Below are 25686 nucleotides of genomic sequence, written 5' to 3' on the forward strand. Positions count from 1 at the left end.
ACCTAATTTACAGTGAATTAACAATATTAAGCTATAATAGTGTTAGTAACTGTAATATAATAGAGAATGAGGAAGTGAGAATAACAATGGAAACTCGTAACCAATTTCGGAATGAGCTAGAGGAATTAAATAAGTATATAACGAGGCTTGCAACATTATCGCACGAGGCGTTGGAGAAGGCAATTTCAGCTCTTCATACGCAAAATCTAGATAAAGCAAATCAAGTTGTAGAGGATGATAAACACATCGATCGCGCAGAAATAGAAATTAATGATAAAGCTGTACTTTTAATTGCTAAGCAACAGCCGGTTGCAACAGATTTACGTAAAATTATAAATGCTTTGAGAATTGTAACTGATATTGAAAGAATGGCTGATAATGCAAAAAATATAGCAAATTCAGCGATAAAATTAGGGAAAAATGAGATCAAAATTCCTGATGGTATAAATAAAATGTATGAAATAATAACCGAAATGCATAGAAAAATTATTTTAGCTTTTGAAAACGAAGATATTACTATCGCCAAGGAAATAGGTGTAATGGATGATAAAGTAGATTCATTGTACAATGATGTTGTTAGTGAATTACTTGGAGAAACTGCTACAAAACCGGAAAAAGTTCAATATGTTATGCAAATTGCCTTCTCAGCAAGGTATCTGGAAAGGTATGCAGACCATATTACTAACATTGGGGAAAGTATTTTATATCTAGTTAGAGGGGAAAATTACAGTCTAAATTAAGAAGACGATAACATTATATGGGCGGCTGCTCAAGGCAAAAATCAACATGCTCTAAAAAAATTCACTAGAAATAGGTTGGATGAATAAAAAAGGTTAAGCAGTAAAAAATAACTGCTTAACCTTTTAATTTGTTAGAGTCTCGGCAAGTTCATAGAAGCTCATGTCACTAGATACTTTAAATTCACCTAATTGAACTTTTAAGCTATAATCATGTTCTTCTAAATAATCAGTAAAATCTGATGCATTTTTAATAATTTTATTTTTCTCTAAAAGGGAGCTAATTTCTGAGGTAGGCATACCAGATTTAATATTTATAGTATATGTTGACTTTTCATCACCTTCATCAGAAGAGGAATTTTTATTTTTATCCTCTGTTGTTTCCCCTTTTTTGGACGTTTTCTTTTGTGATGTTTTGTCTTGAGTATCCTTATCTTTAGTTTTTTCCTTAGTTTCATCTGAATTTACACTCAGGGAAATGTACTCGGAATTGGATAATACATGATATCCTTCTTTCTCTATAAGTGAAATCATTTCATTAGTGGATAATTCTTTTGCTCCTTTGTTATCAAATAAGAAAATGCCAATTAACATAAGTATGCCGGCAGTAAATAAACCTATTGAGAAATATCTAACAAGTTGTTTCATCATTTTCTCCTCTTTACTGTTTAATTATTTTTCTAAATCATTTGTAAGCTCTTCAGGTAAAAGTTCTTCTTCTAAAATTTTTATTTTTTTCTTTATTTGATATGTTTCCTGCATACTTGATATGGATAATTGCTCCACTTGATCTTCAAGTTCTTCTATACGGTCATTCATAAAGAATGAAAGTACAAATAGAACAATTGCAATTATGATCACTGTAATTACTGCATAAATCATGTTGTTTCCTCCTTAATTATGTACATCGAAAAAAGAATATCACCCCAAAATGAGGGATTGTACCTCGAATTCTAATAGTTAATTTTTTACACATACTATTTATAACATAGAAATAAGAAGGAGAAAACTTTAAGTTTTTTCCATTTGATTCTTGATTGAAAAATAATTCTCTGGTATTATTAATTAAGTCTGAAACGATTTTGTTTTAATTATTGTAGATATTATAGTTTGGAGGGAAAATCATGCGCGTAAACATTACTCTAGCTTGTACTGAAACAGGTGATCGTAATTATATTACAACAAAAAACAAACGTACAAATCCTGAGCGTATCGAGCTTAAAAAATATTGTCCACGTCTTAAAAAACACACATTACACCGTGAAACTAAATAATTTCCCGGAATAAATACCAAAAGTCCTCTTATCGATTTCGATAAGGGGATTTTTATTTTAATAAATAAGGCTATAATACATGTATAATTCGCTAATACCTTCAAAGCATAATGGTAACTAACTTTAAAAGAAGGTGTTATTAATGAAGGTATTTGTTCAGTTGATTATAGTAGGCTCCTTGAGCTTGTTTGTATATAAGAAGAGATATCGTTTATTAAACTGGATGATGTCTATTGGGTTTCTCCGGAAGTATGCAGTACGAATTTCAATGAATATACCATCAATGCGAGCAAAAATTCTACCTAGTTTATTTGATAGTGAAGTTGAACAGGAATTATTATAATACAGAATGAAGGAAGTTGTATGTTAAATATGACTTCTTTTTTTATATAGGAATACATATTACTCATTTTAATTTTCTCTATGATATGATGTGGTGAGGGAAGGTGAATCAATGTACTTAGATGAATTGAATATAATGTACCAACTTGCAGCACATTTTGTAACTGAAGAAGGTTATGAATTAATACACATGAATGAGCAAGAGGTATGGTTAAAGAATTATGATAAAAAAAATTCAGAAGTCATTAGATTAACAACGAGGGGATTTGATTGGAAAAATCATTTGAAAAAAGATATCGCCATTGTTTTTCAGCAGGTAAAAGGTTTAAGGAAGGTATTAAAGGGAAAGCGAGTGGAGATACACAATGTCTATGTTTCTACATACCCTCCTGTAGATGATTGGGAAGCTTTGAAACGACCCATGAAGTTAAAGGAAAAGAATGCTGTTAAGATGAACGTATATTATTTGAATAGAGAAGATTTTATGGAAGAATTTGTACGATTAAAGGCCTCACTCGATTTACAAGATATTGAACTTAAACAAAATTTATCAGAAGAAGATAAAGAATTAGAAGTAAATAAACAACGTACTTTTTTGACTCAAATATTAAATAAAAAACAGCAAGAAAAAGAAAAAGTTTTTTCATATGGTAAGCCATTTTTTACATACATAATTATGGTAATTAATATTCTTCTATTTATTTTAGTAGAGCAAATTGGTGAAAGTAATGCTATTAATACGTTAGTCAAGTTTGGAGCAAAGTATAATCCTGCAATTATTCAAGACGGAGAATGGTGGCGTATTATTACTTCCATGTTTTTACATATTGGGTTGCTTCACTTGGTTATGAACATGATAGCTGTTTATTACTTAGGAACGTTAGTTGAAGGAATATATGGAAAATGGCGTTTCTTAATCATTTATTTCTTAGCAGGAGTTGGTGGAGGAATTGCTAGTTTTGCATTCTCCATAAATGTTTCCGCTGGAGCATCTGGGGCTATTTTTGGTTTGTTTGGTGCGCTTTTATTCTTTGGACTTAATTATAAGCAAATTTTTTATCAAACAATGGGGTTAAACATACTAATAGTATTAGCAATAAATATTGTCTTCGGTTTCTCCATTCAGCAAATTGACATGGCAGCACACTTAGGGGGATTAGCTGCTGGTTTTATAGCTTCAAGTATTCTACATCTACCTCATAAAAAAAATTCTCTTCTACAGCTTTTTTCTTTTATCTTTTACATTGGCTTGTTGTATGGTTTATGTTTGTTTGGAATAACAAATAATGAAAATAATCAAACTTATCATTTAATGATATTGGAGGAAGCCATAAAAGAGGAGAATTATGAAGAAACTATAGATGTAGCAACAAATGCATTAACAACAGTAGAAGGGGAAATGGATGCTATTATACTTTTTCAGCGATCATTTGCTTATATTAAGGTAGGTGAGATCGATTCGGCTATTGTGGATTTGGAAAAAAGTATATCCATTGACCCTCTTCCTGAGGCTTATTATAACTTAGCACTTCTTTACTATAATAAAGGCAAATGGGATAAAGCAGAAGAGAATATAAAAAAAGCTCATGAAGCGAATCCTAATGAAGAAGGTTTCTTTGATTTATATGAGCAAATAACAGGTGAACCAGTTAATTAAGGTTATTGGTTTAATAAAGTATAAAATTATTTATTTCGTTCAAACTAAGCCTATCATTCGATTGATGTTAGGTGTGAAACGATGGAAAATGAAAAAAAACCGCTTTATCCTTCTTTTGAGAAAAATGTGAACTACATTAGTGATAGACTGGGTGTGGATGACAGTTTTGATTTAATTCGTCTAGACATGGAATATGCAGGACGTAAGATGGCTTTATTCTTAGTTGATGGTTTTGCTAAAGATGAAATATTACATTATTTAATGAAATTTTTAGCTGAAATCAGTCCAGAGGATATAGAGCCTAATGCTTTTACAAAGCTTATGAAAACCTATATTCCATACATTGAGCTAGGTCAGGAGGATGATTTAAATCGAGCTGCGGATCAGGTTTTAGCTGGTCCAACAGTGTTATTTGTTGAGGGCTTGGATAAAGCAATTATTATTGATGCACGTACATATCCTGTCCGCTCTCCAGCAGAGCCCGACCTTGAAAGAGTGGTACGGGGTTCGAGGGATGGATATGTAGAAACAATTGTTTTTAATACAGCATTAACCCGAAGAAGGGTTCGAGACCGTTCTCTCAGAATGGAATATCTACAGATTGGTAGAAGATCGAAAACAGATATTGCGCTCTGTTATTTATCTGATATAGCCGATGAGAAACGAGTAGAAAAACTGAAAGATACACTAAAACTAATTGATACAGATGGTTTACCTATGGCTGAAAAAACAGTGGAAGAATATCTAAGTGGTAGGCATTGGAATCCTTATCCATCTTTACGGTACACGGAAAGGCCAGACACGGCAGCTGCACACCTTTATGAAGGGCACGTGCTTGTCATTATTGACGGCTCTCCTAGTGTTATGATTACACCTGCAACGTACTGGCATCACTTGCAGCACGCGGAAGAGTATAGACAAAAACCATTAGTGGGGGCTTATTTACGAATCATAAGATATATAGCAGTTTTTCTATCACTTTTTATCTTACCACTTTATTACCTTGTTTCGGTACAACCCGAGTACTTACCAGCGGGGTTGGATTTCATAGGACCTAATGAGGAAGGAAATATTCCACTCCTCTTACAGTTTTTACTTGCTGAGCTTGGTATGGATATGCTGAGGATGGCGGCGATCCATAGTCCAGCATCACTTGCTACAGCCTTAGGTCTCGTAGCGGCTATATTAATTGGACAAGTATCTGTAGAAGTTGGTTGGTTTTCCAATGAAGTTATACTTTATATTGCACTTGCTGCAATTGGATCATATGCCACACCAAGCTATGAGCTAAGTCTATCCAACCATATAGTACGGATTGTGTTTTTAATTATTACCGCTATTTTCGGAGGACCTGGTTTTGTAATCGGAATTACATTGTGGATTATTTATTTATCACGTATGAAGACATTTCATATACCATATTTTTGGCCATTTATTCCGTTTTCATTTCGGGCATTTAAACAAATCCTTATAAGGTCACCAATTCCGTTGCAACGGACTAGACCCGAGTTCTTAAATCCGGGAGACCCAGATCGCTAATATTCGGTCTGGGTTTTTCCGTTTTATTGAAAATCGAGTGATGTAATGCAACTGTAATTCATTTCTTTACAGAGATTTGCTATAATAAATAATGGTGATTTTTTAATGAAAACAGTTTATGATGTTCAACAATTATTAAAAAGATTCCACACTTTTATTTATACTGGAGATCGTGTTGGTGATCTAGAATTAATGGAAATGGAAGTAGATGACTTATACCAGTTTCAATTTATAAGTAATGATGATTATAAACATGCTAAGTTAATTTTAAGAAAAGAAAAAACAAGACTCATGAAACGGAGCGGTATGAATGAATAAAGTTATTATTGGTGCAGATATTGGTGGTACGACAATTAAATTAGGATTTATTAACATGGAAGGTGATATACTTCATAAATGGCAAATACCAACGAAGACTGCCAATAATGGTGCATCCATAATTACAGATATCTGGGAATCTGTTTTAACCAATTTAAGTGAGCAGAATCTTAGAAAAGAGGCTGTTCTCGGTATTGGAATTGGAGCTCCTGGATTTATAAATTCAGAAACTGGATTGGTGTATGAAGCAATAAACATTGGCTGGAAGAACGTTGATTTAGCAAAAGAGTTACAAAATATGTCAGGGCTTCCTGTCTTCGTTCAGAACGATGCAAATATAGCTGCTTTAGGTGAAAATTGGATAGGAGCGGGGAATCATTCTTTTAACATGATTGCTGTCACTCTTGGAACTGGTGTGGGTGGTGGAGTTATCGTAAATGGATCAATTTTAAATGGTGAAAATGGTATGGCTGGTGAAATTGGCCATATAAAAGTGGATCCAAATGGAATACCTTGTAACTGTGGTGGAATTGGTTGCTTGGAAACGATTTGTTCAGCAACAGGGATTGCTCGTCAAGGTATGGACGCTGTTACGTTAAATACAAGAAGTAATTTAGCTAGTTATTATAATAAAACAGGAAATATATCTGCTAAAGATATTTTAGAATTAGCGAAATCCGGTGATGAAACATGTTTACACATCGTCCAGCATACGACCAATATTTTAGGTATGGCTTTAGCAAATATGGCTTCACTAAATAATCCTTCAAAAATAATAATTGGTGGTGGCGTTTCGAAAGCAGGGACCTTCTTGCTAGATTATATAACCGATTCCTTTAAGAGACATGCAATACCGAAGATAAGTGAAACGTGTGAAATAAAACTTGCCCAATTAGGGAATGATGCGGGAATGATTGGTGGAGCATATTTAGTTAAAAAAAATGTTGGTTAAAAACTGTGAAATGATGTTTAATAATTAATTAAATCGAACAGTATAGTAAATATTAAGAAATTGTTAACTTAGTGAAACCTTTTTTTCGTATTATTCGTCATATAGTATAGTGGATGCTTCAATAAAAGTAATTCAATTTCTATCATTATTTTAAAAATAGATATATAGGATAATGTGGAGATTATTAGGAGGAATATTTGATGAAGCTTAAAAAGCCAAAAATACCGTTATTTATTTTGGCAAGTTTATTATTCGGGTTAAAGACGTATTTTGTTTATCGGTTTATGTTCAATGTTGAATTAGATAATAATATGCAGGAGTTTATACTGTTTATCAACCCATTTGTATCAGCTTTCTTATTATTTTCTTTAGCTGTATGGTTTAATAAATCATCAAGACAGATGAAGTTTTTACGGTATTCCATGTTTATAGCGACGTTTATTATTTTTGCAAATCTCGTATTCTATCGTCAGTTTACAGATTTTATTACTATTCCACAGCTATTTATGGGAAGTAATATGTCTGACTTGGGGTCTAGCATACTAACCCTTATTAAACCATATGACATTTTACTTTTTGCCGATGTGATTCTTATTTGGTTTATAAGTAAGAGGAAAGAAGAAGATTTGGCTGTATCTTATCAAAAAAGAGGAAAAGTATTCGCGCTTGCGATGTCCCTTTTATTATTAGCAGGAAATTTCTTTTTAGCTGAAATGGAAAGACCACAGTTATTTACTCGTGGTTTTGATAGAGAATATCTGGTGAAAAACATTGGATTATTTAATTACCATATATATGACATTATTCAGCATTCAAGGGCAGAATCTAAGAGAGTTTTTGCAGATGGCAATGAACTAAATGATATTGAAAAGTTCATTAACGAAAATGTAAAGATAGATGACAAAAAATCTTCTATGTTTGGTGCTGCTGAAGGGAAAAATATCATTTGGATTAATGCGGAATCCCTTCAATCTTTTGTAATTAATAATGATGTAAACGGAGATGAAGTAACACCTTTTTTAAATGATTTGATAGAAGATGAAGATACGTATTACTTTGAGAATTATTATGAACAAACCGGACAGGGAAATACGTCCGATTCAGAATTCTTAGTGGAAAATTCAATGTATCCTTTATCAAGAGGTGCAGTATTCTTTACTCACGGTGGAAATGAGTATCATGCTTTTCCAGAAATTATTAAGAAAGAAGGATATACCTCATCTGTTCTACATGCTAATAATGGAAGTTTCTGGAATAGGTTTCAAATGTATGATAGTTTAGGATTCGATCATTTTTATGATGAGAAAGCATATGAAGTTAACGAAGAAAATTCTGTTGGTTGGGGATTAAAAGATAAGCCATTTTTTGAGCAATCCATTAAATATTTGCAATCAATGGAAGAACCATTCTATGCAAAATTTATTACACTTACGAATCACTTCCCATTTGAATTAGAAGAGGAAGATCAATCAATTGAGCCGTATAACTCTAATTCAAACACATTGAATAATTATTTCCCTGCAGTCCGATATATGGATGAGGCGATAGAAGGATTTTTTGAACAATTAAAAGCTACAGGGATATATGAAGATTCCATTATTGTTATAATGGGAGATCACATTGGGATTAGTGCCAACCATAATAAAGCAATGAGTAAGTATTTAGGGAAAGAAGAAATAACTCCGTATGATCAGGTTCAGTTACAACGAGTTCCATTATTTATTCATATCCCAGGTGATGGTAACGGAAAAACAATTTCAAAAGTATCAGGACAAATTGATATGAAACCAACAATGTTAAGTTTATTGGGAATTGATGTATCTAAAGATATTTATTTTGGAAATGACTTATTCGCCGAAAATAGAAAAGGTTACATTGCACTTAGAAATGGTGATTTTGTAAGTGATGAGTATATATCAACTGCAGGTATATGCTATGATAGGGAAACTGGTGAACCTGTAAAGGCAGCAGAATCTAACACGTCAGACACAAACGATAACTCAAATGCTTGTAGTACAATTAGTGAAAAAGTCCAAACAGAATTACAGCATTCTGATGATATAATTTACGGAGATTTACTTCGCTTTTATGATTTTAAATGACAAAAGCGTAAGTGCCCAACTATAGAAAAAGTTCTTGATAAACATTAAAAAAACTGCTTAGGATTTAAAGCCTAAGCAGTTTTTTTATAAACAATCTCAAAGGTTAGCCGCTAATCTCAGATATAATGGTCGCGATGGAAAAGAATCCAAAGACAACAGCAGTAGCAGCCGAAAATAGTAGCGCAAAAATGTTCTTATACTTTAATTGACGAACTACTGATACTACAGCTAAAATAGCGACCAAAAGGAAAACAATACCTAGTACAATATGCATTGATTTTAACCTCCTTGTGCTCTTTCTCCCGAATAGTTAAATTTTGCTTTGGGAAGTATTTTTATATTATTATGTAATTAATCAATACAATATCATTTTATAGTAATATATGGGTTTTGTCGAGATATATACAAAGTAGATTTTCATAAAATATGTTATTTGGAGGAATTATATGAATATTATAGGTTTATCTGTAGGTCCACTAGGTACTAATTGTTATATACTTTTCAATGATAGTGAAGCAATCATTATAGACCCTGGTGGAGAGCCAAATAAGATAATAGAAGTTATCAATAAAAAGGAGGCTGAAGTTAAGGCAATTCTCTTAACTCATGCACATTTTGATCATATTGGGGCAGTAGGGTATTTGAGAGATTTTTATCAGGTGGATGTGTATGTACATAAAGAAGAACAATCATGGTTAGGGGATTCTCAATTAAATGGATCGTCCGCCTTTATTGGACAAGAGATTGTAACCAATAAGGCAGAACATGAATTAACTCCAGGCAAGTTGGAAATATCTTCATTTTCTTTGAAAGTTATACATACACCTGGACATTCTCCGGGAAGTGTAAGTTTTGTAATTGCTGAGGAGTCCATCGTGGTTGGAGGTGATGTGCTATTCCGGGAAGGGATTGGACGTACTGATTTGCCAGGTGGGAGCATGTCTCAATTGGAAAACAGTATAAGAAAATATTTTTATACGCTAGATGATGATTTTATTGTCTATCCCGGACACGGACCAGAAACATTAATAGGATATGAAAAAAGAAATAACCCATTTATTAGAGGCTAGGTCCTTAAGGTTTGCCATGTAATATAAATGAATTGGAAAATCTGAGTTAAGTTTAACAAAAAAGCTCTGCACATAACTTTAAATGTGCAGAGCTTTTTTGTCTTTAATGTCCAAAACCTGGTACAAGTATAAATTCTGAATACCATGTAAAACCAATCATGAATACTGTGCAATATGCACCGAATAAATACATATACATTCTTTCAGATAATTTCAAATAACCCAATGTAAGGAAAAACACCGTTTGAACAAGGAATAATAGCGCTGTTCCAATCATATCACCAACGTAGAACATTACTGTAAATATACCTGTCCAAAAGGCAAGAACACGAAACATACGATCCATGTGAGTCCCCCCCTTTTAGATAACGTTATCATTGATATTATAAACAAGAAATGCCTTCTTGTAAACGAATGTTAATTGTTAGCTTGTAAATTTGCTCTATAAGAGCAATTTTCACAGCCATTAACAAAAATATTATTCTCTTCGATTAGATCAATACTTTCAAAAAGGACCTCAAACATTCCTTTTAAAAAGGCATGATGCATCTTACAAATCATTTCAGGATTATTTGTAGCAATTTCTTTAAATGGACAGTTATTTACATCAAATTTTACACAGTTTTCTTCCTCAACGTAAATGAAATTAGAATACATTCCTAACATGGTGGAAGCGTCTTCTAGAATTCGTATTTTGTCATTGATTGTGAGATTATTTACTTGTTGATAATTATTGATGATTTGTCTACCATATTTTTCCCCTGTTGCATACAATGCTTGTTTTCCAGTTTCTCCCATTTCAGCTAAAGATTCAATCACGATGGATGAAAGTAATTTATAATCACGGTGAGGAAAATTCAGCTCTATCACTTTATCTGATAATCGGTATAGTCGACTAGGGCGTCCACCTCTTCCTGTTTTTTCAGAGTAGGAGACAATCATGGATACGTCTTCTAATTTAGAAAGGTGCAGCCTAGCCACATTGGGATGTATCTTAAATTGTTTAGCGATTTCAGAGACATTCACTACTTTATGATGTTCAATCATATATTGATAAATATGGTACCTTGTTGGATCACTTAATACGTTTGTAACCTTTAATGTTTGTTCCACACTGAACACCTCATCACATAGTTTGTTACTATTATTATAATAGAAAGCATAGTAAAAAAGGCTGAGATCATTCGATTGTTAAAATTTATTCATATTTAGTTAGAGGTTATTCACTTTTTGTATATTGTGTGGAAATGTATATTTAAATTTTAATTGATTTGTGGTAATGGTAAACAACAACCTATATTGCTGTTCATCTTCTGTAACATGTATTTTTACATTGCCGTCATTGAAACGATAGGTTAATTCACTAGGAGTAATTAATGACGATGTATTCATTTCTTCTATGAGCTTCGTTCTTCCTCTTTGAAAAAGTGTTTCTACACGTATATGTTCCAGGTATTGATTAGTTAGTTCGATTTCATTCCGGTAAACGCTTATCATTGATGTAACGATAATTATGACGATTGTCGATACAAATAAAACATATGGCAATATAAACCCTTGTTGTCTAGTGATAATAGACAATATTTTTTTCATAAGTTTCTCCTTTTGAACTTGTTATATGGAGTCGTACACCAATAGAATTTGCTTCAAATTCTATTTTTTTAACCCCACGTAACAGTATTTCATGACCAGTACCATTCACTTGTCTTCGGACAGTATTACCATATTGTTCAAAAGTAACTTTTGAATCACTTTGGTATAGAACTAGTTTGTCTTTAAGCACATGATTTTCCTCTGAATTAATCATTTCATCACGCATAAATTGAAAGAACTGTTGGATAGATAATTCGTTATCATTCGCTGAAAGGTGATTAGTTGCTTGAAATAAATAACCAACTAAGGGTAAAGTTAATACTATAATCGAAATGGCAAATAGTAAGGAAACGAAAGAAAATGCTTTCTCATCTTTGAGGTAGGCCATAAAAGCAAATGGTCTCGTCAGTATGTCTCCCATTTTCATAAGCCGCACATCCTTTTATAAATCCTCTTTCTCTTGTAAATGAAAAAGTAACCGTTCTACCGGTGATTTCATCGGTATAGTGATTCGGTACGGGTTTGTTTTCCCACAAAAAGGGTTGTAATTCATCATGAAGATGATACGAAATATTCCGCCTATCCTTGAGAATTCCTTGTTCTTTGGAAAGAAGGGTTATCATTGGAATAAAGGTTGAAACTAGGGTAAAGAATATACTTGTTGCTACAATAACTTCTATCAATGTAAATCCATTACCGCTCTTCAACATAGAATCCCCCTTTACCAAGTGGAAAAACAATAAGATAGACTGCATCATTTAACTTAATTTGTATCTTTTTACGATTAACAATTGTTCCTGAATTTTTAAATAAAATCTCATGTCCTTGTCGATTGTCTATATCAATTCCTTTAGGAAATGTTCTTCTGATAAGTACTTTTGCGCCATTTCTTATTTTGTATCCATCAGAATAAAAGGTTAGACGAACATAACTCTCTGTTGTAGTTGAAAGGTTTTGTGTGTATAAGACATCTGACTTAAGGACATTTATGAATTGTTGAAATCGTATCTTTTCTATTTTGTCTATTGATATTGGTGGATAAAGTAGTACAAATATAGACAATATACTTAAAGCTATTAGAACTTCAAGAAGTGTAAATCCGTTTTTATTTAATTTCTTCATCATCTAAATCCATCTCGGTAGTATATGGATTAACAACGGTACCCTCATTTAAGGTTAATGGTTGGTCGTTAGGACAAGATTTTTGTTCTTCTGTGATATATCCATCTTCAACTAAAATATCAATGCTTGTTGGACTTTTGTGATTTTCAATATAATAGGCATCAGCCTGTGCTTGGACTAATGACACAAGAGCATCACATCCTTTTTCATTGATTTCCGCACTTCTTCCACTAAGGTTTGGAAGGATAAGGATAATAAGAACAGTAATTACCATTAGAACGATCAGCATTTCTATTAATGTAAACCCTTTATTATTTTTAAACATTTATATTCGCTCCTTTATATTGTTTTAATGATTTGAAACATTGGCCACATCAATGTCACATAAATAAAAATGATAAAAGCCCCTAAAATAATGAAGAAAACTGGTTGTAATAATGTAATTATTTTTACAGTTTTATTTTCGATTTCCTCTAATAGCATTTCTGAATAAATGGACAAATCTTTTTCAAGCATTTCTATATCCGTTTCTTTCTGAAATATGGATTGGAGCTGTTTTTGTAGAAATTGAAACTTTGATAATACATGTTCAAGATGTACACCATTCGATAACTCACTTATTAAAATAGTTGTGTAATAGGAAATAATCGGTAATTTTTGTTGCTCTGACATATTTTTAAGGATTTCTTTGAAAGACATTCCTGTTTTAAGAAGTGAACTAAAGTGAGTAGCAAAGAAATAAGAGGTTTGTGTCTTGATGTATAATCTAAAAATGGGAATCCGTTCGTATATTTGAAGTCTATTTTGAATGGGGATTTTTGGTTTTATCCATATCCATAGAATACTTAGTAATATAGCTAAAGATATTGTGGTTAGAAGAAGGGAACCTAAAAAATCAATAATCTTTATAGAGAATATGACTGTCCATGTTGAATCCGTTTCATTAGGAATAATATTTGCGAAAGAGGGGAGAACAAATTGTTTCATAAAATACAGTAACAACGAAAAAATAACGAACAGAATAAGAGGATACCTTAAAATTTGTTTGAATTTTTTCTCATTGTGTATTCGTTGCTGGAAAATATAGGCACATTTCTCAATACTCCCCACTAAATCATTGTTGGTACGAACGAAATACAGGTAAGAAGTGATAAAGTGGTGGAAATGAGCTTCTTCAAATGCACGATCAATTGTTTTCCCACTTTTTAAAGAATAAGTAATAATCGTCGTGGATTCTGTCATATCCTTATCCCATTTGAGAACTTCTAATGCCTGGATAATTGGATACCCATTTTGTAGCAACCTAGTTAAGCGTTTAAGAAATCTAAGCTGTTTTTCTTTTGACATTTTATTTTTGTGGACTAACCAAACCTTCTTTTTGAATGAAACCATACGCATATGCCTTCCTTCTTAATTGTTGAAATGAGGAGAAACCTTGTGTGTTTGCTATATCACCTCCCCAAATGCACTCTTCTAGTAATTTGCCGTCTAAAAGTTCTAAGATTGCTGCACGTCTCTTAATTTTTGTTTTATATTGTATGGGCAAAAGCTCCATTGCAGCAACAGCAATAAGCGTTTGATGTAAATCAGTTTGATTTATTCCCATTTCTAAGAGCCTTTGTATTGTTCCAATCGCATTTTTAGCATGTAATGTACTCATAACAAGATGACCAGTTAAAGCAGCTTCAAAGGCAAAACGTGCCGTATATTTATCACGGATTTCACCAATCATAATAATATCCGGATCATGTCGTAATGCTGCTTTAAGACCAGTTTGATAAGTAATTCCTGCTTTTTCGTTAACTTGTACCTGAATTATATCTTGGATATCTTTTTCAATGGGATCTTCCAGTGATATGGTTTGATAGGAGTCTTCTTGAAGGATGGCTTTGAGTAGTGCATACAATGTTGTGGTTTTACCACTTCCTGTTGGACCTGTGAAAAGAATTAGTCCGGAGCGATTAGTAATCCAATTTCTAATTTTTTGGTATTGATAAGGGAAAAGGAAAAGATTGTTTAAAGTGTAGCTTTCATGTTGTGGAAGGATACGAATAGCCAAGCTCTCTAATTGATTAATTGGGAGCGTTGATAGTCGAAGTGAGTAATTCATTTGTCTTTCTAAATGGTCAATGGTTCCATCCTGTGGTTTTCTTGTTTCTCCAATATCCATTCCTGATGTGAATTTGTAATAGGTAAGTAACAATTGATATTGATTGGTCGAAATCTTTTTATATAAAATACGTTTACCAAGAATTCGAAAGTAAACATCGGTTTCGCTGGAGAAGGGGTAGAAGTGGATATCAGATGCTTGCTGCTCGATGGCGGCTTTGAGTAGTGTAGAAGAAAGTATTGAAGTAGAACTCAATTATTTTCAACTCCTTAAGATATTCGGTTAGATACATTATTCGACAAGCTTCTGCTAAATCCTTCTTTTTTGGAAAAAATTTTTGAAAAAAATTTTTGTTTATTCGAATAAACCTTTTTTATTCAGTTTATCCTAAGTATATAGATAATCAATGAGGTGAAGAGAATGTCTGGTAATGATTATATAAAATTTGTTACTGAGCAAGTAGTATCTTATTTGGATTTACCAGTAGAAGAAAGAAAAAAGCGCAAATCCCAGCAAAAAGAGGAGACAAGCATATCCAATCGTTGGTTTGGGGTATTACCCTTTGTATTAAAATCTTTAAGAAAGAAGGCAGAGTAGTAGTCGCTATTCTGCCTTCTTTGTTCTTTCTTTATCATGTAGTTATTCGGTTAAATAAAATATACCTCCGTTGATCACTTCAAATGTGATGATAGGCTTATATCGCTCGGAAATCTCCTCTAGTTCTTTTTCCATTTGTTCGTTATCTTTATCATTGTTATAAAAGTGCTTTAATGTCTCCTTCTCTTCCTCTAATGTCTGAATGGAGTCCTCAGCCCAATCGTGCGTCTGATTTTCGATGTAGTTGGAAATAACCGCTTCAATTCGTTTGAAACCACTTTTCAATCGAATAATAGGTGAAATAGTGTAGCAATAGTCGCATATAGAGGTTTGTAATGGTAGAATATTTAGATATTCCATCATCTCTAAGCGCATATTTCCGTTTACTAACTGAAGACCAATTGAGATTATCTCATCTTTCTTGTATTTTCCCTTATAGCTAATTTTCATATTTATTACAAGCCAAGGATATAATGGAGTATTTTGATTTGGGTTCACTTGTTGAAATAGCTTTGTAAATTTTTCATTATTCTTAAGATGATTTAAAATTTGCTGTAGTCTTGGACTGCCAAAATGAACCCATTCTCCTTTTTCATCTCTTTTATCGGGGCTAGTGATAAGCGTTAATTGCATTGGCTCTCCTTTTTGTCCGATTTTTTTTATATAATGCCAGTAAAAAGGGCGGTTCATTAGGGAGCGATCCATTTCTTCCGTTAGTTGAATTCGTAATAAACCATCCTGCTTTTCTTCTATCCTACATTGATGAAATGAAAAATAATCCTGCAAAAACTGATCTAAATTAGTTATAGCCATAGTTTTGCTCCTCCTGATTATTTTCTTTTAACGAATGTTGAATAATACTAGTTAAATTATCTAGTTTAATTTTTACTTCACCAACAGAGGTTGATTCATTATAAATAGTTTCTAATTCTGATTCCATACTTGAGATATTTAGCTCTGCTAAAATATTATCTAAATTTCCAATAACTTGTTCAAATAAATTTATTTTTTCATATAGCAGTGTCATAATATGCTCTTCTATCGTTTCTCGAACAGCAAAGTTATAAATGTTAACATCATGTTTTTGACCAAAACGATGAATTCTACCAATTCTCTGTTCCAGTCGCATTGGATTCCAAGGAAGATCATAATTAATTAAATGATGACAAAATTGTAGGTTTATACCTTCACCACCGGCTTCTGTTGCTATAAGAACTTGGGCGTGGTTTTGGAATAGTTGTTTCATCCAATCTTTTTTTCCACGCTTAAACCCTCCTCGGAAGGGTACAGAGGAAATTCCGTGCTGTTGCAGGTACCATTGTAGGTAAATCTGTGTGGCACGATATTCTGTAAAAACAATTACCTTTTCGTCCCCGATTTGTTTAATGAGTTCTACAAGCTTTTCTGCTTTAGAGTGATGTGGAAGTTGCTCAATTTTAGATACCACTGGCTGGATATACGACTCCGTATTGTTTTCATTCATTAGTTTCTTTAGGGAGAGATAGCATGCCTCACGAGAGGAACATATTTCTCTTAAAAAGGTAATCTTTGAAAAGGTAGAAAAGACAGAAGTGACGGATTCTAAATCTTGATATACATCAATTTCTTCCTGTTTGAAGTCAATCCAGACTGTTTCAATATTTCTTTTGGTTTGATTGAGGCTTGTGTTTCTTCTTGTATTTCTAACCATAACTTTTTGAATGAGTTGTTTTAGATAGGCATCTTGATTAATTTTGTTTCTTCCTCTTCCGTATTTTTCTAGGAAGGAATCGTAATTTCCAAGATGACCAGGTTTTAAGATAGATATTAGGTTAAATATCTCAATTAATCTATTCTGTACTGGTGTTGCTGTTAAGAGCAAACAATAATTTTTCTTTAAAGCTCGTACAAACTCATAATTCTTCGTTCTATGATTTTTTAATTTATGCGCTTCATCAATCAATATGAAATCATATTCAATATCTAATATTTTCTCTCGGTGTGGGGGGCGTTTAGCTGTATCTAATGATGAAATAATAATATTTTGATCCCAATGATAATTTTTTCGATGTGCAATTGCCGGAATATAGAATTTTTCATTTAACTCCTTAACCCATTGATTTACTAAGGAAGCAGGAACAAGAATAAGAGCATTTTTAACTAATCCACGAATCATATATTCTTTCAGAATGAGCCCTGCCTCGATGGTTTTTCCTAATCCTACCTCATCTGCTAATATAGCTCTTCCATTCATAGACTCAATAACCTGTTCTGCTGCTTGTATTTGGTGATCGAGAAAATTTACATGTGGTAAGTATTCTAAAGCACGTAACCCCTTGAATTCAGGAGTCATGGTTGTAAGTTCAGCATGATATGCCATAGAGAATAATTCCCAGCTAGAAAATGGCCCATCTGCTTCAAGTCTTGATTCTAATTCTGTAATAAATTTTAAATCTTTTTTCATCTGAATAGAATCCATATAATACTTCCTTTTTTATTTAATAAAATTTGGATTTAGCTATATTTTTCTAAAATTGTATGATATAATCGTAACTAAATTAAGGATTTATCGATTTTGATAATTAGTATAACCAAGTTTTCGTATAATATGATGCGGATGATTACAAGGGGAGAGCTTACTTTCAGACAGTAACGCCGAAGGAGCAAGCAACTATGTGAATCTCTCAGGCAAAAAGACTCTTGTAGGACGCAACTCTGGAGAGTGTTTACAAAGTAAACCGCCTACGAAGCAAGTATTTTTATTCAGGTTAACTCCTAGTAAAGATACGCAACTTTCTGGTTGAAGGACAGAGATTTCTCATTCATGGAGAAATTCTGTCCTTTTATAGTGTTTTAGGTGGATAGAAGTAGAGGGGGAGGATGAATGAGCGAATTAAAAAAAACACCAATCTACCCTGAATATGAAGCACAGGGTGCTAAAACGATTGATTTTGGTGGATGGGATTTGCCTGTTCAATTTTCTAGTATTAAGGATGAGCATGAAGCAACTAGAACGAGGGCAGGGTTGTTTGATGTTTCCCATATGGGTGAAATAACGGTTAAAGGTCCCAAAAGCCTTGATTTCTTGCAACAGTTAACCACTAACGATGTATCCACTTTATCACCTCAACGTGCCCAATATACGTTAATGTGTAATGAAAATGGGGGAACAGTGGACGATTTTATCATCTATATGCTTGCTGATGAGGATTATTTATTGGTTGTAAATGCGGCAAATACGATGAAAGACTTTGAATGGTTGAATAAGAATAACACATATAGTAAAGAAGAAGTGGAAATCCGTAATATTTCTAGTAATATTGTCCAGTTAGCTCTTCAAGGTCCAAAAGCGGAAGTGATTTTACAAACGATTACCAAGACCAATTTAAAGGAAATAAAATTCTTTCATTTTAACAAAGAGGTTTATTTTTCAGGTATAGGAAAAGCTGCCATTGTATCACGAACTGGATACACTGGGGAGGACGGTTTTGAAATATATATTGACCAATCAGAAGGACGTAATCTATGGAATGTAATTTTAGATGCTGGAAGGGATTATGGTGTGCAACCAATCGGTCTTGGAGCAAGGGACACTTTACGTTTTGAAGCTAATTTAGCACTTTACGGACAAGAACTTTCTGAGAATATTTCACCGATTGAAGCAGGTCTTGGCTTTGCGGTTAAAGTAAATAAAACAAGTGACTTTATTGGTAAATCCATATTAAAAGAACAGGTGTCAAAAGGTCCTAATAGAAGGCTTGTAGGGATTGAAATGGTGGATAAAGGAATCCCGCGTCATGGTTATGAGGTTTATAAAAATGAACAAAAAATTGGTTTCGTAACATCAGGTACACAATCACCAACATTGAATAAAAATTTAGGTATAGTACTTATAGATTCAGAATGTTCTGAGGTTGGCACTGAATTGTTCGTTCAGGTTCGGAAACGGACGTTAAAGGCAAAAGTAATACCAACACCATTCTACAAACGAGGATAAATTTAGGGGGCGACATTATGGAGTTTCGTTATTTACCTATGACAGAAACAGATAAAAAGGAAATGTTAGATACAATAGGTGTAACATCTACGGATGACTTGTTTTCAGATATTCCCGAAGCGGTTCGGCTTAAAAGAGGATTGAATCTTAAAAAGCCGGCGAATGAATATCAATTAAAAAAAGAATTAAGTGAAATGGCAGGGAAGAATTTAAACCTAAAGGAATACACTTCATTCCTTGGTGCAGGTGTTTACGATCATTTCATTCCTTCCGTTGTCGATCATGTTATTTCACGTTCAGAATTTTATACGGCTTATACACCATACCAGCCAGAAGTATCACAAGGTGAATTACAAGCCATTTTTGAATTTCAAACGATGATCTCAGAGTTAACGGGAATGCCGATTGCTAATTCATCCATGTATGACGGTGGTACAGCATTAGCAGAAGCAGTGAACTTGAGTGCAGCACAAACCAAACGCAAAAAAGTTCTAGTGTCGAAAACGGTTCACCCTGAATCAAGAGAGGTAATCGAAACATACGCTCTGGGACAAAATTTAGAAATCGTTGAAATCGGTATCGCAAAAGATGGTAAAACAGACTTAGCAGAATTAGAAAAGCATTTAGATGAGAATACGGCAAGTGTAGTTATTCAATATCCAAATTTCCTTGGACAAATTGAACCCTTAGAAGAAATAAATAAGCAGATTAAGAATCAAAAGAAAACCATGTTTCTTGTTTCAAGTAACCCACTTGCTTTAGGGTATTTAACACCTCCTGGTGAGTTTGGTGCTGATATTGTTGTTGGAGACACACAGGTATTTGGAATTCCAGCTCAATTTGGTGGCCCGCATTGTGGATATTTTGCTACGACAAAGAAATTGATGCGTAAAGTCCCAGGGCGTTTAGTCGGTCAGACAACAGATGAGAATGGTGAACGAGGCTTTGTACTGACATTACAGGCAAGAGAACAGCATATTAGAAGGGAAAAGGCTACTTCCAACATTTGTTCCAACCAAGCATTAAATGCACTTGCAAGCTCTGTTGCAATGAGCTCCATTGGAAAACAGGGATTAAAAGAAATGGCTGCTCTAAATATGAAAAAGGCTAGATATGCAAAGCAAAAATTAGAGGAAGAAAATATCGAAGTGGTATTCCAGGGTTCATTTTTCAATGAATTTGTTATTAAACTTTCTCAACCCGTTTCTGAAATAAATGCCACGCTACGCTCGAAAGGGTTTATTGGAGGCTATGACTTAGGTCAAGTTTATCCGGAACTTTCTAATCATATGCTGTTAGCTGTAACAGAAATACGTACAAAAGATGAAATTGATACATTTGCAAGAGAATTGGGGGATATACATGGCTAATCAAGATTTTCCATTAATTTTTGAACGCAGTAAGGAAGGTAGAACAGGTTACAGCTTACCAGATTTAGAAGTTCCTGAAATAGATTTGGACAGTGAATTAGATGATGCTTATATTCGAAAAAATGCTCCAGAATTACCTGAAGTTAGTGAATTAGAAGTAATGAGACATTATACTGGTTTATCAAATCGAAATTATGGTGTGGATTCAGGTTTTTATCCACTTGGATCTTGTACAATGAAGTATAATCCCAAGATAAATGAGGATGTAGCAAGATTAGATGGATTTAGTCACATACACCCATACCAGGATCCGGAAACGATTCAAGGGGCTTTAGAAATGATGTATGATCTTCAGTCCGCCTTAAAAGAAATTACTGGGATGCATGAAATTTCTCTTCAATCAGCTGCAGGTGCACAAGGTGAGTGGACTGCGTTAATGATGATTAGAAAGTTTCATGAAGCAAATGGTGATTATCAACGTACAAAAGTAATTGTGCCAGACTCTGCCCACGGAACAAATCCTGCTTCTGCAGCAGTTGCCGGCTTTGATGCGGTGACCGTTAAATCAAATGAGGACGGACTAGTAGATTTGCAGGATTTAAAGCGAGTTGTTGGAGAAGATACAGCTGCACTAATGTTGACTAATCCGAATACATTAGGTCTGTTCGAAAAAGACATTTTGGAAATGGCAGATATTGTTCATAAAGCGGGAGGAAAGCTTTATTACGATGGAGCTAACTTAAACGCTATTATGGGGTATGCTAGACCAGCTGATATGGGCTTTGATGCTGTACACTTAAATCTTCACAAAACATTTACTGGACCTCATGGCGGTGGTGGACCTGGTTCTGGTCCTGTTGGAGTTACAAAAGAACTAGAGCCATTCTTGCCAAAACCTGTTCTTATTAAAAGAGATGGTCAGTATATGTTTGATCATGATCGTCCACAATCTATTGGAAGAATAAAACCATATTACGGTAACTTTGCTATAAACCTACGTGCTTACACCTATATCCGTACGATGGGAGCAGAAGGGCTTAAAAAGGTAAGTGAATATGCTGTTTTAAATGCAAATTATATGATGCGGAAATTGGAAAAAGCGTATGATTTACCTTACAACCAACATTGTAAACATGAGTTTGTTTTATCTGGAAAAAAACAGAAAAAATTGGGTGTACGTACATTGGATATCGCTAAACGCCTGCTTGATTTTGGCTATCACCCGCCCACTATTTATTTCCCACTTAATGTGGAAGAAGGCATGATGGTAGAGCCGACAGAAACCGAATCAAAAGAAACATTGGATGGCTTTATTGATACCATGCTTACAATTGCTAAAGAGGTGGAGGATAACCCTGAAATCGTTCAGGAGGCACCCCATAATACGGTAGTGAAACGAATGGATGAAACAACAGCTGCTAGAAACCCAATATTACGTTATACTAAATAATAAATGAAAGACCCAAGGTTTACGTAAACCTTGGGTCTTGATATTGGGTAAAATTATCTTTTAAATTAAAGTCCAGTTTTAATTTTACCTGTCCATTTTTTAAAGCCACCTTTTAACTGGTAAATATCTTGGTAACCTTTCTTATGGAGAAGCTGTGCCGCTCTAGCGGATCTGGAACCACCTTGGCAGTATAGGTATACTGGCTTATCTTTACGTAATTCCACCAGTCGCTGTTTTAATTGGGTAACAGGGATGTTTCTTGCACCTAAAATGTGACCGCGTTGGAATTCTTGTGGTTCACGAACATCAATCAGTTGAGCCTTTCTGTATCCTTTTACGAATTCATTCTCCGTAAGGGTTTTTAAATAAGCGCGCTGTCTAAAATAACGAAATATACCAACAGCTAAAATAACTAGTAGTAGAATAATTAAAATTTCCATGGTTTTCCCCCATTTATTATCAATGTACATTACATATTATATGGTTAATTGTATATTTTTTAAAGCCTTTTCTATTATGAAAGGACTTTTGGTAAAACAAAGTATGCAAGTTCAAAAAAAATCAAAAATAGTAGATTATCTAGATTTTATCTTCTAATATCTTCCAATTATAGATATTTTCATCGTATTGCTAAGTTGACAAAATCATTCTTATTTCATTCTAATTCAATATATAGTGTAAAAAATAAAAAGTTAACACAATATGTTGTGTTAGTTCTATTTAAATGATATTGTAATAGTATCATATATTTATACACTATGTATATTTTTTGTTAAAGGAGCGATTTAATGTCCATTGTTGTCGAAGAAGCAAATCAAATTAACATAGAAGCACTCAACAATGATATCAAAGAATTTAATGCTGTGCATCCAATTACAAATGAGATGAAGCTAACACATAAAGGGGTATCCCGCCTAGTAATGTTAGACCGGTATTCATATAAAGATACAACCAAGAAAACCCTCAAAGTGGGGGATTTTGTTGTGTTAACGGTAAAAGCAGACCCAAAATTTCCGGCAAGGGGCTTAGGATTTGTACAATCCATTGATTGGGAAAATAAAACAGTGGAAGTGAAAGTAGAACCAGAATATGTTTCAGTAATTGATGATGAAAAAGAGGCTGAGACAGGGGTTGTAAAACGTACATTAGATACTATTGATAAACCTTTAGAAATTTATTATGAACAAATTGCTAAACGAAATGCAACTGGACTATCAGAGGTAGAAGCAACAGAAGAAAAGCAAAAAGAATGGAATAGAAAATTCTATGATGAGCTTTCAAGTTTGAATTTTATTCCTGCTGGTCGCGTTTTATATGGTGCTGGTGCAGAAACAGAGGTAACCTATTTTAACTGCTATGTAATGCCATACGTAAAGGATTCCCGAGAAGGTATTTCTGACCACCGCAAAAAAGTAATGGAAATTATGAGTAGAGGTGGTGGGGTAGGAACAAATGGTTCTACTTTACGACCAAGAAATACCCTTGCAAGAGGGGTAAATGGTAAATCTTCTGGGTCTGTTTCATGGTTAGATGATATTGCAAAATTGACTCATTTAGTTGAGCAGGGTGGATCAAGACGTGGAGCGCAAATGATAATGTTAGTTGATTCACACCCTGACATTATTGAATTTATTATATCTAAAATGCAAAATCCTAGAATTCTTCGCTTCTTAATTGAAAATACAGAAGATGAGCAAATTAGAAAGCTTGCTGAAGAGAAATTAAAATTCACCCCACTAACGGAGACGGAGGAGGACTTGTACCAAGGGATCCTCAATTATAGAAACATCCCAGGACAAGGTGGATTTACAGATGCAGTGATTCGTGAAGCAGAAGAAAAATTAAGTACTGGTGGCACATATGAAGTTCATAACCCGGAGTTTTTAACTGGTGCTAATATCTCAGTTTGTATTACAAAAGATTTCATGAAAGCTGTTGAAAATGATGATTATTATCAACTGCGCTTTCCAGACGTAGAAAATTATACAGAAGAGGAAATGAAGGAATATAACGAAAAATGGCATGAAGTTGGCGATGTTCGTAAATGGGAAGAACTGGGCTATGGTGTTAGAACCTATCGTAATATAAAAGCGAAAGAATTATGGAAATTAATCAATATTTGTGCAACATATTCAGCAGAGCCTGGTATCTTCTTTATAGATAATGCGAATGACATGACTAACGCGAAAAGCTATGGACAACAAGTAGTTGCAACAAATCCGTGTGGTGAACAACCTCTCGCTCCATACTCTGTTTGTAACTTAGCCGCTGTTAATTTAGCTGAAATGGCGAATAAGGATACAAAGACCGTTAACTTTAAAAAGTTAACGGATACGGTAGAAATTGGCGTAAGAATGCAAGATAATGTTATTGATGCAACTCCATACTTCCTAAAAGAAAATGAAAGCCAAGCATTAGGTGAGAGACGAATTGGCTTAGGGGTTATGGGTCTACATGACTTATTAATTTATTGTGAATCAAAATATGGTTCAAAGGAAGGAAATGGACTTGTTGATAAAATTTTCGAAACGATTGCTGTAACGGCATATAGAACTTCCATTGAATTAGCCAAAGAAAAAGGTAGTTTCCCGTTCTTAGTAGGAGAAACAGAAAGTGAAACCCAACAATTGCGAGAGGCTTTCATTAATACGGGTTATATGAAGAAAATGCCCGAAGATATTCGTCAAGATATCTTAAAATATGGTATCCGAAACTCTCACTTGTTGACAGTTGCTCCTACTGGATCCACTGGGACAATGGTTGGTGTGAGTACAGGACTTGAACCATACTATTCCTTCTCTTATTTTAGAAGTGGACGCCTTGGTAAATTTATCGAAGTAAAAGCAGATATCGTTCAAGAATACTTGGATCATCATCCAGAAGCAAATCCAAAACAATTGCCAGATTGGTTTGTAACAGCAATGGATCTACCGCCTGAAGCACATGCTGATACGCAATGTGTTATTCAACGCTGGGTAGATAGCTCTATATCTAAAACTGTAAACGCTCCTAAAGGTTATTCAGTTGAGCAGGTAGAAAGTGTTTATGAACGACTGTATCAGGGTGGAGCTAAAGGTGGTACTGTGTATGTTGATGGAAGTCGAGATACGCAAGTTCTTACTTTAAAAGCAGAGGATAATTCGTTTGAACAAACGGAGCTATTCCCTGAGGAAGAGAAACCAAAAGTAGTCCTTTTAGATACAGTTCAAGAACTGGGTAAAACGAGTGTTACAATTGGTTCAGAGGTTGGAAATACTTGTCCGGTATGCCGGGAAGGTACTGTTGAAGATATAGGTGGTTGTAATACATGTACGAGCTGTGGTGCTCAGTTAAAATGTGGTTTATAAAGTAAAAGTAATAGATAAGGGCTAGCCTCAATGGTTGGCTCTTTTTTCTGCTTTAGAAAAATTTTTGTCCCAGAAAATAGATAGTTTGGTGCAGCACATTTTCTTTCATCAACAAAGAGAGATAGTAAAC

At 33.9% G+C, this 25686-nt stretch carries 29 protein-coding genes and 1 riboswitch; of the genes, 14 read left to right on the plus strand and 15 right to left on the minus strand.

Features of this window, described 5'->3' with window-relative positions; translation table 11 throughout:
* Window positions 1-86: 86 nt before the first annotated feature.
* Entirely contained in the window at window positions 87-740 is a 654-nt protein-coding gene (phoU, locus tag CAO17_RS05760; RefSeq protein ID WP_085991898.1) for a phosphate signaling complex protein PhoU, read from the plus strand.
* 123 nt (window positions 741-863) lie between these two features.
* On the opposite strand, the gene CAO17_RS20970 is transcribed toward phoU, so the two are convergent.
* Window positions 864-1385: a hypothetical protein gene (locus CAO17_RS20970; RefSeq protein WP_179151835.1), complete on the minus strand. Its 522-nt coding sequence runs from the start codon at window positions 1383-1385 to the stop codon at window positions 864-866.
* 24 nt (window positions 1386-1409) lie between these two features.
* Entirely contained in the window at window positions 1410-1619 is a 210-nt protein-coding gene (locus tag CAO17_RS05770) for a hypothetical protein (protein ID WP_085991899.1), read from the minus strand.
* Between the two features lie 242 nt (window positions 1620-1861).
* Here CAO17_RS05770 and rpmG point away from each other — a divergent pair, with 242 nt between their 5' ends.
* From rpmG to CAO17_RS05805, 7 genes are all read left to right on the plus strand, one after another.
* Entirely contained in the window at window positions 1862-2011 is a 150-nt protein-coding gene (gene rpmG, locus CAO17_RS05775) for a 50S ribosomal protein L33 (protein WP_019377954.1), read from the plus strand.
* A gap of 142 nt (window positions 2012-2153) precedes the next feature.
* On the plus strand, window positions 2154-2354 hold the full coding sequence (locus CAO17_RS05780; protein WP_085991900.1) for a hypothetical protein: 201 nt from the start codon (window positions 2154-2156) through the stop codon (window positions 2352-2354).
* 111 nt (window positions 2355-2465) lie between these two features.
* Window positions 2466-4010 carry a rhomboid family intramembrane serine protease gene (locus CAO17_RS05785; protein ID WP_085991901.1) on the plus strand — a complete coding sequence of 515 codons (1545 nt, stop codon included), beginning with the start codon at window positions 2466-2468 and terminating at the stop codon, window positions 4008-4010.
* A gap of 81 nt (window positions 4011-4091) precedes the next feature.
* Window positions 4092-5549, plus strand: coding sequence for a spore germination protein (locus CAO17_RS05790; RefSeq protein ID WP_085991902.1), 1458 nt, complete (start codon window positions 4092-4094; stop codon window positions 5547-5549).
* Between the two features lie 105 nt (window positions 5550-5654).
* The gene (locus CAO17_RS05795; protein WP_085991903.1) at window positions 5655-5867 is read left to right on the plus strand and encodes a YqgQ family protein; all 213 of its coding nucleotides are present in this window, start codon (window positions 5655-5657) and stop codon (window positions 5865-5867) included.
* Complete coding sequence (locus tag CAO17_RS05800) at window positions 5860-6819, plus strand: ROK family glucokinase (RefSeq protein WP_085991904.1); 960 nt, start codon at window positions 5860-5862, stop codon at window positions 6817-6819. Before CAO17_RS05795 ends, CAO17_RS05800 begins: the two co-directional genes overlap by 8 nt.
* A 200-nt stretch (window positions 6820-7019) precedes the next feature.
* Window positions 7020-8921: an LTA synthase family protein gene (locus CAO17_RS05805; RefSeq protein WP_085991905.1), complete on the plus strand. Its 1902-nt coding sequence runs from the start codon at window positions 7020-7022 to the stop codon at window positions 8919-8921.
* Between the two features lie 103 nt (window positions 8922-9024).
* Here the strand turns inward: CAO17_RS05805 and CAO17_RS05810 are convergent, their stop codons facing one another.
* Window positions 9025-9195: a DUF2759 family protein gene (locus tag CAO17_RS05810; RefSeq protein WP_085991906.1), complete on the minus strand. Its 171-nt coding sequence runs from the start codon at window positions 9193-9195 to the stop codon at window positions 9025-9027.
* 172 nt (window positions 9196-9367) lie between these two features.
* Between CAO17_RS05810 and CAO17_RS05815 the strand changes: the two genes are divergently transcribed.
* The gene (locus CAO17_RS05815; RefSeq protein ID WP_085991907.1) at window positions 9368-9991 is read left to right on the plus strand and encodes an MBL fold metallo-hydrolase; all 624 of its coding nucleotides are present in this window, start codon (window positions 9368-9370) and stop codon (window positions 9989-9991) included.
* 103 nt (window positions 9992-10094) lie between these two features.
* On the opposite strand, the gene CAO17_RS05820 is transcribed toward CAO17_RS05815, so the two are convergent.
* The 9 genes from CAO17_RS05820 to comGA form a co-directional block, all read right to left on the minus strand.
* Window positions 10095-10337 carry a DUF2626 domain-containing protein gene (locus CAO17_RS05820; protein ID WP_085991908.1) on the minus strand — a complete coding sequence of 81 codons (243 nt, stop codon included), beginning with the start codon at window positions 10335-10337 and terminating at the stop codon, window positions 10095-10097.
* 71 nt (window positions 10338-10408) lie between these two features.
* Window positions 10409-11104 carry a helix-turn-helix transcriptional regulator gene (locus tag CAO17_RS05825; RefSeq protein ID WP_085991909.1) on the minus strand — a complete coding sequence of 232 codons (696 nt, stop codon included), beginning with the start codon at window positions 11102-11104 and terminating at the stop codon, window positions 10409-10411.
* Window positions 11105-11203: 99 nt separating this feature from the next.
* Window positions 11204-11584 carry a hypothetical protein gene (locus CAO17_RS05830; protein ID WP_085991910.1) on the minus strand — a complete coding sequence of 127 codons (381 nt, stop codon included), beginning with the start codon at window positions 11582-11584 and terminating at the stop codon, window positions 11204-11206.
* Entirely contained in the window at window positions 11556-12011 is a 456-nt protein-coding gene (gene comGF / locus CAO17_RS05835) for a competence type IV pilus minor pilin ComGF (protein ID WP_085991911.1), read from the minus strand. The genes CAO17_RS05830 and comGF overlap by 29 nt, the downstream gene beginning before the upstream one ends.
* A complete protein-coding gene (locus CAO17_RS05840) occupies window positions 11953-12294 on the minus strand; it encodes a prepilin-type N-terminal cleavage/methylation domain-containing protein (protein WP_179151895.1) in 342 nt (113 codons plus the stop codon). Before CAO17_RS05840 ends, comGF begins: the two co-directional genes overlap by 59 nt.
* Window positions 12278-12709: a competence type IV pilus minor pilin ComGD gene (gene comGD, locus CAO17_RS05845; protein WP_085991913.1), complete on the minus strand. Its 432-nt coding sequence runs from the start codon at window positions 12707-12709 to the stop codon at window positions 12278-12280. The genes CAO17_RS05840 and comGD overlap by 17 nt, the downstream gene beginning before the upstream one ends.
* On the minus strand, window positions 12690-13031 hold the full coding sequence (gene comGC / locus CAO17_RS05850) for a competence type IV pilus major pilin ComGC (protein WP_085991914.1): 342 nt from the start codon (window positions 13029-13031) through the stop codon (window positions 12690-12692). Before comGC ends, comGD begins: the two co-directional genes overlap by 20 nt.
* 14 nt (window positions 13032-13045) lie before the next feature.
* Window positions 13046-14104, minus strand: a complete 1059-nt coding sequence (gene comGB / locus CAO17_RS05855; RefSeq protein WP_085991915.1) for a competence type IV pilus assembly protein ComGB — start codon at window positions 14102-14104, stop codon at window positions 13046-13048.
* A complete protein-coding gene (comGA, locus tag CAO17_RS05860; protein WP_085991916.1) occupies window positions 14055-15071 on the minus strand; it encodes a competence type IV pilus ATPase ComGA in 1017 nt (338 codons plus the stop codon). The genes comGB and comGA overlap by 50 nt, the downstream gene beginning before the upstream one ends.
* 165 nt (window positions 15072-15236) lie before the next feature.
* On the opposite strand from comGA, the gene CAO17_RS05865 reads away from it, so the two are divergent.
* On the plus strand, window positions 15237-15413 hold the full coding sequence (locus CAO17_RS05865; RefSeq protein ID WP_085991917.1) for a YqzE family protein: 177 nt from the start codon (window positions 15237-15239) through the stop codon (window positions 15411-15413).
* A 42-nt stretch (window positions 15414-15455) separates the two neighbouring features.
* Here CAO17_RS05865 and CAO17_RS05870 read toward each other — a convergent pair whose 3' ends face one another.
* Window positions 15456-16226, minus strand: a complete 771-nt coding sequence (locus CAO17_RS05870; protein WP_085991918.1) for a YqhG family protein — start codon at window positions 16224-16226, stop codon at window positions 15456-15458.
* Complete coding sequence (locus tag CAO17_RS05875; RefSeq protein ID WP_085991919.1) at window positions 16213-17871, minus strand: SNF2-related protein; 1659 nt, start codon at window positions 17869-17871, stop codon at window positions 16213-16215. Before CAO17_RS05875 ends, CAO17_RS05870 begins: the two co-directional genes overlap by 14 nt.
* 138 nt (window positions 17872-18009) lie before the next feature.
* A riboswitch (glycine riboswitch) is annotated at window positions 18010-18102 on the plus strand.
* A 174-nt stretch (window positions 18103-18276) separates the two neighbouring features.
* Between CAO17_RS05875 and gcvT the strand changes: the two genes are divergently transcribed.
* The 3 genes from gcvT to gcvPB are packed head-to-tail and all read left to right on the plus strand — an operon-like array spanning window position 18277 to window position 22209.
* The gene (gene gcvT / locus CAO17_RS05880; protein ID WP_085991920.1) at window positions 18277-19389 is read left to right on the plus strand and encodes a glycine cleavage system aminomethyltransferase GcvT; all 1113 of its coding nucleotides are present in this window, start codon (window positions 18277-18279) and stop codon (window positions 19387-19389) included.
* 17 nt (window positions 19390-19406) lie between these two features.
* The gene (gene gcvPA, locus CAO17_RS05885) at window positions 19407-20759 is read left to right on the plus strand and encodes an aminomethyl-transferring glycine dehydrogenase subunit GcvPA (protein ID WP_085991921.1); all 1353 of its coding nucleotides are present in this window, start codon (window positions 19407-19409) and stop codon (window positions 20757-20759) included.
* Window positions 20752-22209, plus strand: coding sequence for an aminomethyl-transferring glycine dehydrogenase subunit GcvPB (gcvPB, locus tag CAO17_RS05890; RefSeq protein ID WP_085991922.1), 1458 nt, complete (start codon window positions 20752-20754; stop codon window positions 22207-22209). Before gcvPA ends, gcvPB begins: the two co-directional genes overlap by 8 nt.
* A 65-nt stretch (window positions 22210-22274) precedes the next feature.
* On the opposite strand, the gene CAO17_RS05895 is transcribed toward gcvPB, so the two are convergent.
* Window positions 22275-22649 carry a rhodanese-like domain-containing protein gene (locus tag CAO17_RS05895; protein ID WP_085991923.1) on the minus strand — a complete coding sequence of 125 codons (375 nt, stop codon included), beginning with the start codon at window positions 22647-22649 and terminating at the stop codon, window positions 22275-22277.
* Between the two features lie 348 nt (window positions 22650-22997).
* Here CAO17_RS05895 and CAO17_RS05900 point away from each other — a divergent pair, with 348 nt between their 5' ends.
* Window positions 22998-25556 (plus strand): vitamin B12-dependent ribonucleotide reductase, encoded by a 2559-nt coding sequence (locus CAO17_RS05900; protein WP_085991924.1) that lies wholly within the window; start codon window positions 22998-23000, stop codon window positions 25554-25556.
* The last annotated feature ends 130 nt before the right edge of the window (window positions 25557-25686 follow it).

The sequence above is a fragment of the Oceanobacillus senegalensis genome (assembly GCF_900176885.1).
Taxonomy (GTDB): Bacteria; Bacillota; Bacilli; order Bacillales; family Amphibacillaceae; genus Oceanobacillus; species Oceanobacillus senegalensis.